Raw genomic sequence first — 10,594 nt, 5'->3', positions numbered from 1 at the left:
TTCATCGATTCTCCCATTTTTTTACTTTTTTGATCAAAAGTAAAAAAAGGACGCCGCGTATCCCCCGCCTACGCTTCGCTTAGAGGCGGGGGACTTGCGGCGTATGGGTTGTTAAAAAAGAAAGCGGCTAAACAGCAGCCAGCCGCCTTCTTTGACACGAATCCATGCATGAAACAAGAGATCGCCCATTCTTTGGCAAAACGAACCGGTTCCGACTCCTCTTGCTCAGTTCGCCGCCTCTTTACTCCCCAAGCGACTGCGCCGCGGTGATGAGCGCGAGCTTGTAGGCGTCTTCGGCGCTGCAGCCGCGCGATAGGTCGTTGACCGGCTTGTTCAGCCCTTGCAAAATCGGGCCGACCGCTTCAAAGCCGCCAAGGCGCTGGGCGATTTTGTAGCCGATGTTGCCCGCCTCAAGGCTCGGGAAAATAAAGACATTTGCGTCCCCTTGAATGACCGAGTCCGGCGCTTTCTTTTTCGCCACCTCTGGCACAAACGCGGCGTCAAATTGAAACTCACCGTCAAGGATCAGATCCGGCGCCATTTCTTTCGCCAACCGCACCGCCTCAACGACTTTTTCCGTCTCCGGCGACGAGGCCGACCCTTTCGTGGAAAAGCTTAACAGCGCTACGCGCGGCTTAAGGCCGAACATTTTGGCCGTCCGGGCGCTCTCGACCGCGATTTCAGCCAAATCTTGACTGTTAGGAGCAATGTTGATGGCGCAATCGGCAAACACATATTTTTCGTCGCCGCGCACCATGATGAACACGCCGGACGTTTTGCCAACGCCTGGCTTCGTTTTAATGATTTGCAAGGCTGGTCGGACCGTATCCGCCGTCGAATGTGCCGCCCCGCTGACGAGGCCGTCGGCCGCTCCCATATAAACGAGCATCGTACCGAAATAGTTTTCATCGAAAAGCAACTCGCGCGCCGTTTCTTCTGTCACTTTCCCTTTGCGCCGCTCCACAAACGCCGAAACTAGCTCATCAAACCCGCCGTAGCGGCGCGGGTTGACAATCTCCACCCCTTCAAGCGGCAAGCCAAGCGCAGCTGCTTTCACCCTTATCGCTTGCTCATCGCCAAGGACGATCGGCTGAAGCACTTGCTCCGTCGCCAAACGGCTCGCCGCCGTTAAGATGCGGTCATCGGTTCCCTCGGGAAACACGATTTTTCGAGCCGTACCGGTTACTTTCGCTTTTAATGCCGTAAATAAATCGGTTGTCACGATTCATGCCTCCTTCACGGTTGGCCCGCCTGTCTCCAGGCATCAGCCTTTCTCTACATTAAGCATACCGCTTCTCGCCAGAAACGCAACGCAGGTAAGCCTTCACAACAAATAATTCACCTTTTGCCACAATTCAGTCTACTTCCACTTTGATGCGCTGATAGCCGCTTTTTTGGCCAAACTATGATATAGTGGTACTGTACAATTGATTGAATAAAGGAGTGACGATGATGAGCGAAGCGGCCCAAACGTTGGACGGTTGGTATTGTTTGCACGATTTCCGCACGATCGACTGGAGCGCGTGGAAAACACTTCCAAACGAAGAGCGCGAGGCAGCGATCAGTGAGTTTTTAGCGCTTATCGACCAATGGGAGACGACGGAAAGCGAGAAGCAAGGAAGCCATGCCGTCTACACGATCGTCGGGCAAAAAGCCGATATTTTGTTCATGATTTTGCGGCCGACGCTGGATGAGCTGCATGAAATCGAAACAGCGCTTAACAAAACGAAACTCGCCGACTATTTATTACCTGCGTATTCGTACGTTTCGGTCGTGGAGTTGAGCAACTACTTGGCGTCCGGCAGCGAAGATCCGTACCAAATTCCAGAGGTGCGCCGCCGTTTGTATCCAATTTTGCCGAAAACGAACTACATTTGCTTCTATCCGATGGACAAGCGGCGCCAAGGCAACGACAACTGGTACATGTTGTCGATGGAACAGCGGCGCGAACTCATGCGCGCCCACGGCATGACCGGCCGAAAATACGCCGGCAAAGTGACGCAAATCATCACCGGCTCCGTCGGCTTGGATGATTTTGAATGGGGCGTCACCTTGTTTTCAGATGATGCACTCCAGTTCAAAAAGCTCGTCTATGAAATGCGCTTTGATGAAGTGAGCGCCCGCTTTGGCGAGTTTGGTTCATTTTTCGTCGGCACTCGCTTGTCGGTGGAAAAAGTTCCTTCGTTCTTCCATGTATAGAAAAGAGGGGCCCAAACGCGGCAGGGCCCTTCGCTTATTTTCCTGTTCTTCAAGCAACCGGCGAGCTCCTCCCCCTGAAAGGTCAGCCAAACGAGCGATTTCTTCCGCCGTCATCCCTTTGCACATCATGTTACGGGTCTTTCTTGCGCAACGGGTTTCCCTTTTTGGTCAACCCCCCCTGTTTCTGTCATATCCAGCCCAACTGCCCCATACATATAAATCAGAAATTCCTCCGAGAAATCGCCTGTCTGTCTGTCACCATTTTCCTGTTCCATCAATAGCCTATTACTGTCGAAATTCACAACGACTGAGGTGACGATATGGGTCAGATCGCTCCCTCCATTGTAGCCCACACAGAAGAGGAAGTGAAGTTGTTGGCTCGGCTCATGCGAGCCGAAGCGGAAGGAGACGGGCGGCTTGGGATGCTCATGGTCGGCAACGTCGGCGTCAACCGTGTCATCGCCGACTGCCTTGACTTCCGCGGCATCCGCACTATCCGGCAAATGGTGTTTCAAAGCCCGGGCGGCTTTGAGGCGGTGCAAAAAGGATACTTTTACCAACGGGCGCGAAAATTGGATATAGGCCTAGCCCGCCAAGTGCTCCGCGGTTGGCGCTACCACCCAGCGACAAACGCCCTTTGGTTTTTTAAACCACCTGAAGGTCAACCGTGCCCACCGCAATGGTTTGGCCAGTGGAACGTCGGCCGCTACAAATCGCATTGCTTTTTTGCACCGACTCCATCCGACTGCCCACGTGTCTATTCTTAATATTGAGGAGGGTTCTTTATGCCGAACAATCCAGAAAATCAATTTTATCCACTTGATGAGGAGCAACAATCATTTTATTATTCGCCGTTCGGTCAAGAACGGCAACAACCGTATGCATCCTATCCATACGGCTATCCGTATCCGCAGCCGTACTATCCGGCGGCGTACCCGTATTATTACTATCCGCAAGCGGCTGCCGCTCCAACGTTCGGTTTGCAGGCGCCGACGTTTACGGCCCCGACACCGATGCCGACCACCACCGGCCCATCGATTCCAGGGATGCTGCCGATTGAAGAATCGTACATTGAAAACATTTTACGGTTAAACAAAGGAAAAGTCGCCACTATCTATGCGACGTTTGAAAACAACCGTGAGTGGAATGCCAAGGTGTTTCGCGGCGTCATTGAAGCGGCTGGACGTGACCATGTCATTTTAAGCGACCCACAAACAGGCACACGCTATTTGATCCCGATGATTTACCTCGATTACGTCACGTTTGAAGGAGAAATCGCCTACGAATATCCGTTTGCCGGTGCCTCCGCCACGCCGCTCGCCTCCTATTCGCCGCGCTGAGTGCAAGCGAAAAACCGATGTTCGATGAGCAGGCTGCCCCAGGGTAGCCTGCTTTTTTTCATCCGATGCGACGTCCATCACAAGTTGCTGACGCCCAGTTGTCTATCATGGTGGCAAACGAAACAAAAAAGGTGCCTTCTATGATTGGGACGGCGCGTGATTTCCTGTTCGGGGTACACCTTGCCCGCGCTTCGCTTACAGCCATTTCAACGCCGCATAGCCGATCATCACCCAGGCGACCAAAAAAGCGACGCCGCCAAACGGAGTGATCGCGCCAAGCGGCTTAATCTGCGTTACACTTAATACGTACAAGCTCCCGGAAAACAACACGATGCCGGCGAACATCACCCAGCCCGCCGCACCGATCAGCCCGACATTTGGCGCCTTGCCAGCGAGCAATCCGACAACAAGCAGCCCTAATGCGTGGAACATCTGATATTGGACCGCCGTTTTCCAAATCTCCAAATAACGATCCGGAATCTTCCCTTCCAGCCCGTGCGCGCCAAACGCTCCCAATGCGACGGCTAAAAACGCATTGAGCGCGCCGAGAAGGACGAATGTTTTCATAGCTGTTCCGCCTTTCTAATGAAAGATTGTTTTCCCTCATTACATTAATATAATGGAAATGTTCCTCGATAACAAATGACGAATAGGTGTCAGCCATTTCACTCGACAGAACCGGTCAATCGGGAGCGCCACCGGCAAGACCCGCATCCAAGCCGGTGAACCGCTTCTTGTTTTTTGGCGCAAACAAAGGCAAGCGATTCAACGGAGTTCTGTTGATCAACATTCCCCGTGGAGAAGACCGTTTTCCACGGTGTTTCGTTGCCCCCCTCAAAAATCCAACAACGACTCCCCGTTCGCCTCATCGTCAATGTCGGGAGAACGTCCTCCGACAGAAACACCCCCAAGCGAAAGCCCGCCAGCAACCGAAATCGGCCCGCCGACGGCAAGCGACTCTGTCGAGACAGACGGAACGGACGGCTGCGGCTGGCCTGTCGTTTCCAGCATCAAATCGCATAAAACGCGAATGGCAGCGACATGTTCACGCATCCGCTGCAGGTCATGGGCCGCCTTTGCCTTGCGCAATTCGTCTTCCATTTTGGCGACAACCGCCGCCAAAGAGATCGTCATGATATCTTCCCCCTTTCTTCATTCAGCGCGGGCGCCGATGTTCTCGATTTGCCAATCGATCGGTTCGCGTCCGTGCTTGGTTAAAAACGCGTTCGTCCGCGAAAACGGGCGATGACCGAAAAAGCCGCGCGCGGCGGAAAACGGGCTCGGGTGCGGCGCTTCAATAATCAGATGGCGCGGATTCGTAATCCGTTCTTTTTTCTCTTGCGCGTTCCGGCCCCAAAGCAAAAAGACGACCGGATCGTCTTTTTCGTTGACGAGCTCAATGACGCGGTCGGTGAAATATTCCCACCCTTTGCCGCGATGGGAGTTCGCCTGGCCGCGGCGGACCGTCAACACCGTGTTTAACAACAGCACCCCTTGCTCGGCCCATTTGACGAGATAGCCGTTATCTGGTATATAGCAGCCAAGGTCGTCATGCAGCTCTTTAAAAATGTTCGCTAAGGACGGCGGCACCGGCACGCCCGGCTTGACGGAAAAACTAAGCCCGTGCGCCTGTCCCGGGCCGTGGTACGGATCTTGCCCGAGCAGCACGACTTTGACGTTTGCATACGGTGTATAATGAAGGGCGTTGAAAATATCGTGCATATCGGGATAGATCGTCCGCGTCCGGTACTCCTCTTTTAAAAACTCGCGCAGCTTTAAGTAGTACGGCTTTTGAAACTCCTCTTCAAGCAGCGGAGCCCAGTCGTTTTTGAGAATCGGCATTGCGAGCAACTCCTTTGCCATCGGCTTTTTCCCTTTTATCATTGTAGCCCAAAAGACACCAGCGTCAAAGCGAAGTGAATGTTCAGATTGAGGCAACCATAGCGAAACCTGTTTCCCCAATAGGAAATGCGCCAATCCCCTGCCGCAGCCAAACCGGAACACGCCGGTCGCGGCAGGCGGAATAGAGGACAAAAATCTCCTTTTTTATTCTCTTCGCCCATTGTTTCCATCTTTCCATCATCATGTCCCCTTTTCATTCGACATTCCCTGTTTCAACAAGTATAAAATATGGGTATAGAAAGCGTAAACACCAAAGGCCGGACAAGCTAAACCGTCGTCGCCAACGCAACACGGGATATCCATCAAACGCACAGTGGGGTGAAAGAAATGGATCAGAAACAATTCCATCTTGTTCATGACGAACAGCCGGATCGGCACGTTGTATACATAAAAGGCGAACTGGACCTGGCGGCAGCCGAGCAATTTCAACACACCGTCGAACCGCTCGCCGGCGATGCATCCAAACCGCTCGTTCTTCGTCTCGAAGATTTAACGTATATTGACAGCACCGGGATCGGCATGTTTGTAGCGCTGTTAAAAACGCGGCATCAACTCGGGGCGCCGTTTGCCATTGAAAACGTGCCGCCGAAAGTGCGGCGTCTGTTCGATTTAACTGGAGTATCCTACTTTTTTTCCGAAATGAACGATGCGTCAGAAAGGATCGGAGGCCAATCATGAAAGAGCACGAAACGATCGTACAGCTGTCGATTCCAGCCGATTCACAGTTTCTTGACATCGTGCGTTTGACGTTATACGGGCTGGCTGCCAAAATGGGATTTTCCTATGAAGAAATCGAAGATATGAAAGTCGCCGTCTCCGAAGCGTGCAACAACGTCGTGCTTCACGCCTACAACGGAAGAAGCGGCGATATTCACCTCCGTTTTAAGATGAGCGCCGATGCGCTTTCCATCGTCATTAAAGATGAGGGAAAAGGGTTTGACTACAAACGGGCGATCAAACAGGCGGCGTCGCTGTCCGGCAAGCCACTCCAAGATGTGAAAGTCGGCGGCCTCGGCCTCTTTTTAATGGAAGCGCTCATGGATGACGTCCGCGTCACGACCAAAGGCGGAACGGAAGTCCGCCTAACGAAATTCCGCCTTCACGGCGAAGGAGAGCATGCCCATGACTGTATATCCCCCTCCTCTGTCCAAGAGCAAGCTTGACGCCCTTATTTCCGCCTATCAACAAACGAAGACGGAAGAAGCGGCGACAGCGTTGCTCGTGCGTTTTGAGCCGCTCATTGCGGCCGCAGCGAAAAAAATGGCGCGCAGCCGCCCTGATTTTTACGAAGACTTGTTTCAAGTCGGCCGACTGTCGTTTTTGCGCCTTCTTGACCATTACGACCCGAACCAAGGAACAAACTTTGAATCGTATGCGATGAAAAGCTTGATCGGCTATATGAAAAACTATTTGCGCGACAAAGCGTGGTATATCCAAGTGCCGCGCCGGGTGAAAGAGAAAGGAAGCAAAGTGCAGCAAGCCATCGACGAACTGACCGTCAAGCTCGAGCGGTCGCCGAACATAGATGAAATTGCCGCCCATTTAGGCTTATCGGTGGAAGAGACGATCGAGATTTTAGCCGGCCGCGACCATTACCAGGCGATTTCGCTCGACGCCCCGGTCCAAGACGGGGAAAAGGATGCGACGACGATCGGTGAATTCGTCGCGGATGAAGCGAACGAAATCGAGTCGCTGATCGAGCGAATGGATTTAGAGCAGGCGATCGGCAAACTGAGCGAGCAAGAACAAATCGTCATCGACGCCGTCTTCCGCCGCGGCGAGACGCAACGGTCGCTCGCTGAACGGCTTGGCGTCTCGCAAATGACGATCAGCCGCATTCAAAAGCGGGCGATCGAAAAGCTGAAACGGCAGCTGGCCGCTGCCTACCCGTCGTAACAGCCAAAAACGCCGCCGGCCGGCTAGGGCGGTATTAGCGGCGGCGGAGCAACAACAACGTCTGGTCGTCTTTTTGTTCGTATTGGTGGTACGCCTTGATATGCTCGTACAAATCGCAGACGATTTGCGCTGCCGGCTGGTCCAAATTGACGCGGGCAACCATCGAGGCGAGGACGGAAAAATCATCGTCCGCCTCTTCGCCGCGTTTTTCGGTCACCCCATCGGTGTACAGCAGCACAAAATCACCCGGCTCGAGCACTACCGACTTCGTCTCAAACGAAAATTGCGGAAACAACCCGAGCGCGCACCCTTTCGCGTGAAGCGGCACGCATTGTTTCGTTTTCGCCCGGTACCAAAGCGCCGGTTCGTGCCCAGCGCACGCGTACGAGAACGTATGCGTCTTTTCGTTGTAATTGCCGACAAACATCGTGACAAAAATCGACGGCTCGGTGTAGTCGTAGGCGAATCGGTTCAGCAGGTCAAGATACACGTGCGGCTGCGTTCCGTAATGAACGGTCCGGTCCAGAATAAATTTCATCAGCGTCATGAGCATTGCCGCTGGAATCCCTTTTCCCGATACATCGGCAATGCAAGCTGAGACCGATGTTTGATGGACGGCAAAGTGGTAGAAATCGCCGCTCAACACTCGGGCAGGGACGCTGAGGGCGCTGATATCGACGTACGAAGGCAAATCCGCCTTCGACGATGTCTGCAAAAGCGCCCGTTGCATATTCGCGGCAAGCGACAGTTCAAAGTCGAGCTGTTCCCTCTCGCGCTCGAGCCGATCTTTTTCTTTTTTCTCCGTCATGTCGCGCAAAACGGCGACAAGCCCTGTCAGCGCACCGTTTTCCATCACCGGTGCCAGCGTGTAGCCGACCGGCAGGCACACGCCGTCATGGCGGCGAAACGGCTCCTCCTCGACGCGAATCACCTCGCCGCTTTTCAGCTGTTTGACAACACGGCGCAGCCGCTTCCAGTCCCACGCGGACCCATCCGGCCCGGCGAGCGAGACAAAGGAAAACAGCGGCTTCCCTTTCGCTTCCTCCGGATCAAGGCCAAGCAAACGGCCCGCTTCCGGGTTCATCCATACGATCCGGCCGTCGCGGTTTAACATCATCAATCCCTCGCCAAGGGCGTTCGCCATCATTTCCAGCTGCTGTTTGTGCTGTTTCAGCTCCACGTACGGTTTTTCGACCGTCTCGACGTACATTGCACGCACGACATACAAAAATCCGGTCATTTCATACAGCTGCCCCCATAGCGCATGGCCGCCGCCAAGCATAAGCAGCCATTGGCCGAGGGCAAACCACCATAACGCCAGCAGCCAGTACAGGAAGGATCGGGAACTCCCTTGCCGCCAACGACGCCATACAAGCAAAGCGGCGCCCGCATCGAGCAAACCGGCAATCCCTTCGCCGGCCTTCCACCAGAGCGGCCAGCGGCTTGTCCCGTCTCCCGGCCAAAGTGGCGCTACCCAATGGATGAATAGCCCAACGACCGCCGCATAAGCAAAAGCGGCGAAAAACGCTTGCCACCGTTGCCCGCTCCTCCGCTCCATCACCTCATCGCGGCGCGAAAACAGAAAAAGAAGCCCCCAGGCAAGCGTCAATCGGGCCGAGAGCGAAAAAGGGGACGCTTCCACACCATCAGATGCAAAAGACAAGACAACATGCAGCGAAAACAACAAGCCTGAGGAGAAAAACAGCGCCCCCATCATCAGCCGCTCCATTGACAACGTATGCGGAAACACAGACCATCCTTGCACGGCGACAAGCCAGCAAACGACCGTCACGGCGAGCCCTAAGGCAAGATGAATAGAATGATAGAATTCGGGCGAAACAGGCAACCGGCTGGCCGCAAACAGAAGCAAGCCAAACATTCCGGCCGCCAGCACGGCCATCGCGCTGTGCAGACGCACCAGGCGATATCGTTCGTATTCCTTCACCAACGAGGAACCTCCACTCTTCATTCTATATGGCTTATTATACCATACGGCTCCCCGCCACGTATATGAACGTCACGGCCGTTTGGTTTGTCCAATAAAAAAGGAGCCTCTCCGGATGAAGAGGCTCCCAGGCCAAGTTTGCAACCATTTCCCGCGCAATACTCGGCCTCCCGTTAAAACGTGTGCGCCAAGTCTTTCGCCCGAGCGATGGCGTTCGCTTTAATTTCTTCCGCCTTTTCCGGCACCGCCGCATGCCCTTCGACAAACAACCCTTCAAATGACGGAACACCGAAAAATTGCATGATGACGCTTAAATACCGATGGCCCATTTCCATTTCCGCCGCCGGGCCTTCGGAGTAGAAACCGCCGCGCGCTTGAATGTGGAGCGCTTTTTTATCAGTAAGCAATCCGACCGGCCCTTGTTCCGTATATTTAAACGTCTTGCCGGCGACCGCCACGGCGTCAATATACGCCTTTAACACCGGCGGGAACGAAAAGTTCCACATCGGCGTGACGAATACATATTTGTCGGCGGAAATAAACTGCTCGCACAGCTCGTTCATCCGCCCGACTTTCGCTTTTTCTTCGTCAGACAGCTCTTCAAACGATTTCCCGGAGCGAAGTTTGCCCCAGCCGCTGAACACGTCGACGTCGATTTCCGGAATGTATTCCTTGTATAAGTCAAGATGAATGACTTCATGATCCGGATGCACTTGTTTGTATGTGTCGATAAACGCTTTTCCGACCGCCATGCTGTAAGACTGCGTGTCGTCGTGCGGATGGGCGGTGATGTACAATACGTTTGTCATAATGCATACTCCCTTTCGTGATGATCTCGGCACTTTAGTGTTTGCACTTTGTTCAAGCGGCATTCACTTATTTTGAATTCAAATATCTCCAACAAGAGATAATTATATAAAGATCCGACACATTTGGCAAACGATTTGACCGCAAAAAAAATTGCCTTTCTCCAAGGCAATGTTACTCGCTTTGTTCCACGACAAACGGGTTGCCGCTGATTTGTTTTCGTATCTCATCGGTGAGCACAAACGGTTCGCTTTTGATAACGATTTCATCATCACCAGGCGGATGGCCGCTTCCATCGTAGTAAATCGGTTTCCCTTCCATCATGGTGAACCCCCTTGATCCATGCAGAAACTCGTCTATACTCTTTCTGTTTGTACGGATATTTGTTATCTAGCCCTTTTTGTTTGGCTTTTTTGGCGCTGTCTCTGGCGTTCAAATATTTATGGCATACGGCTTGAATGCTTTGGCTATGGATCGGGTATTTGCCCTTCGTTTGTTTTTGAAG

13 protein-coding genes are annotated in these 10,594 nt (G+C 53.2%); 6 read left to right on the top strand and 7 right to left on the bottom strand.

Translation table 11 applies throughout. The annotated features are described in order from the left end of the window. Positions 1–241: 241 nt before the first annotated feature. A complete protein-coding gene (gene pta, locus IKE44_RS07915) occupies positions 242–1,222 on the bottom strand; it encodes a phosphate acetyltransferase (RefSeq protein WP_049624169.1) in 981 nt (326 codons plus the stop codon). Positions 1,223–1,452: 230 nt separating this feature from the next. Between pta and hemQ the strand changes: the two genes are divergently transcribed. The 3 genes from hemQ to gerQ all read left to right on the top strand — a co-directional run bounded on the left by hemQ (position 1,453) and on the right by gerQ (position 3,539). Beyond that, complete coding sequence (hemQ, locus tag IKE44_RS07910; protein ID WP_049624168.1) at positions 1,453–2,199, top strand: hydrogen peroxide-dependent heme synthase; 747 nt, start codon at positions 1,453–1,455, stop codon at positions 2,197–2,199. Positions 2,200–2,519: 320 nt separating this feature from the next. After that, the gene (locus IKE44_RS07905) at positions 2,520–2,966 is read left to right on the top strand and encodes a cell wall hydrolase (RefSeq protein WP_044745349.1); all 447 of its coding nucleotides are present in this window, start codon (positions 2,520–2,522) and stop codon (positions 2,964–2,966) included. Positions 2,967–2,984: 18 nt separating this feature from the next. Then, on the top strand, positions 2,985–3,539 hold the full coding sequence (gene gerQ / locus IKE44_RS07900) for a spore coat protein GerQ (RefSeq protein ID WP_049624167.1): 555 nt from the start codon (positions 2,985–2,987) through the stop codon (positions 3,537–3,539). Between the two features lie 195 nt (positions 3,540–3,734). On the opposite strand, the gene IKE44_RS07895 is transcribed toward gerQ, so the two are convergent. From IKE44_RS07895 to IKE44_RS07885, 3 genes are all read right to left on the bottom strand, one after another. Beyond that, the gene (locus IKE44_RS07895) at positions 3,735–4,106 is read right to left on the bottom strand and encodes a DUF423 domain-containing protein (RefSeq protein WP_015376087.1); all 372 of its coding nucleotides are present in this window, start codon (positions 4,104–4,106) and stop codon (positions 3,735–3,737) included. A 267-nt stretch (positions 4,107–4,373) separates the two neighbouring features. Then, the gene (locus IKE44_RS07890) at positions 4,374–4,673 is read right to left on the bottom strand and encodes a YwdI family protein (RefSeq protein ID WP_049626227.1); all 300 of its coding nucleotides are present in this window, start codon (positions 4,671–4,673) and stop codon (positions 4,374–4,376) included. 18 nt (positions 4,674–4,691) lie between these two features. Further along, the gene (locus IKE44_RS07885; RefSeq protein ID WP_011232888.1) at positions 4,692–5,381 is read right to left on the bottom strand and encodes a uracil-DNA glycosylase; all 690 of its coding nucleotides are present in this window, start codon (positions 5,379–5,381) and stop codon (positions 4,692–4,694) included. 387 nt (positions 5,382–5,768) lie between these two features. Between IKE44_RS07885 and IKE44_RS07880 the strand changes: the two genes are divergently transcribed. Genes IKE44_RS07880 through IKE44_RS07870 form a run of 3 tightly spaced genes read left to right on the top strand, consistent with a single transcriptional unit; the run spans position 5,769 to position 7,337 of the window. Beyond that, the gene (locus IKE44_RS07880) at positions 5,769–6,119 is read left to right on the top strand and encodes an STAS domain-containing protein (protein ID WP_049624166.1); all 351 of its coding nucleotides are present in this window, start codon (positions 5,769–5,771) and stop codon (positions 6,117–6,119) included. Beyond that, positions 6,116–6,604: an anti-sigma B factor RsbW gene (rsbW, locus tag IKE44_RS07875; RefSeq protein WP_049624165.1), complete on the top strand. Its 489-nt coding sequence runs from the start codon at positions 6,116–6,118 to the stop codon at positions 6,602–6,604. The genes IKE44_RS07880 and rsbW overlap by 4 nt, the downstream gene beginning before the upstream one ends. Continuing rightward, a complete protein-coding gene (locus IKE44_RS07870) occupies positions 6,564–7,337 on the top strand; it encodes a sigma-70 family RNA polymerase sigma factor (RefSeq protein ID WP_033011024.1) in 774 nt (257 codons plus the stop codon). The genes rsbW and IKE44_RS07870 overlap by 41 nt, the downstream gene beginning before the upstream one ends. A gap of 34 nt (positions 7,338–7,371) precedes the next feature. On the opposite strand, the gene IKE44_RS07865 is transcribed toward IKE44_RS07870, so the two are convergent. The 3 genes from IKE44_RS07865 to IKE44_RS07855 all read right to left on the bottom strand — a co-directional run bounded on the left by IKE44_RS07865 (position 7,372) and on the right by IKE44_RS07855 (position 10,413). Continuing rightward, positions 7,372–9,282, bottom strand: coding sequence for a SpoIIE family protein phosphatase (locus tag IKE44_RS07865; RefSeq protein WP_049624171.1), 1,911 nt, complete (start codon positions 9,280–9,282; stop codon positions 7,372–7,374). A 173-nt stretch (positions 9,283–9,455) separates the two neighbouring features. After that, entirely contained in the window at positions 9,456–10,091 is a 636-nt protein-coding gene (locus tag IKE44_RS07860; protein ID WP_033015399.1) for an FMN-dependent NADH-azoreductase, read from the bottom strand. 172 nt (positions 10,092–10,263) lie between these two features. Beyond that, positions 10,264–10,413, bottom strand: coding sequence for a hypothetical protein (locus tag IKE44_RS07855; protein ID WP_183084007.1), 150 nt, complete (start codon positions 10,411–10,413; stop codon positions 10,264–10,266). Positions 10,414–10,594 lie beyond the last annotated feature (181 nt).

The organism is Geobacillus sp. (assembly GCF_017515625.1).
Lineage (GTDB): Bacteria > Bacillota > Bacilli > Bacillales > Anoxybacillaceae > Geobacillus > Geobacillus stearothermophilus.
The sequence above is the reverse complement of the archived record's forward strand: the minus strand, read 5'-3'. Positions and strand labels throughout refer to the sequence as shown.

Excerpts from the sequence above, each read along its gene's own strand:
- rsbW (WP_049624165.1), top strand. The coding sequence starts at position 6,116 with ATGAAAGAGCACGAAACGATCGTACAGCTGTCGATTCCAGCCGATTCA.
- IKE44_RS07870 (WP_033011024.1), top strand. The coding sequence starts at position 6,564 with ATGACTGTATATCCCCCTCCTCTGTCCAAGAGCAAGCTTGACGCCCTT.
- gerQ (WP_049624167.1), top strand. The coding sequence starts at position 2,985 with ATGCCGAACAATCCAGAAAATCAATTTTATCCACTTGATGAGGAGCAA.
- IKE44_RS07890 (WP_049626227.1), bottom strand. The coding sequence starts at position 4,673 with ATGACGATCTCTTTGGCGGCGGTTGTCGCCAAAATGGAAGACGAATTG.
- IKE44_RS07880 (WP_049624166.1), top strand. The coding sequence starts at position 5,769 with ATGGATCAGAAACAATTCCATCTTGTTCATGACGAACAGCCGGATCGG.
- IKE44_RS07855 (WP_183084007.1), bottom strand. The coding sequence starts at position 10,413 with ATGATGGAAGGGAAACCGATTTACTACGATGGAAGCGGCCATCCGCCT.
- IKE44_RS07895 (WP_015376087.1), bottom strand. The coding sequence starts at position 4,106 with ATGAAAACATTCGTCCTTCTCGGCGCGCTCAATGCGTTTTTAGCCGTC.
- IKE44_RS07905 (WP_044745349.1), top strand. The coding sequence starts at position 2,520 with ATGGGTCAGATCGCTCCCTCCATTGTAGCCCACACAGAAGAGGAAGTG.
- IKE44_RS07885 (WP_011232888.1), bottom strand. The coding sequence starts at position 5,381 with ATGCCGATTCTCAAAAACGACTGGGCTCCGCTGCTTGAAGAGGAGTTT.
- hemQ (WP_049624168.1), top strand. The coding sequence starts at position 1,453 with ATGAGCGAAGCGGCCCAAACGTTGGACGGTTGGTATTGTTTGCACGAT.
- IKE44_RS07860 (WP_033015399.1), bottom strand. The coding sequence starts at position 10,091 with ATGACAAACGTATTGTACATCACCGCCCATCCGCACGACGACACGCAG.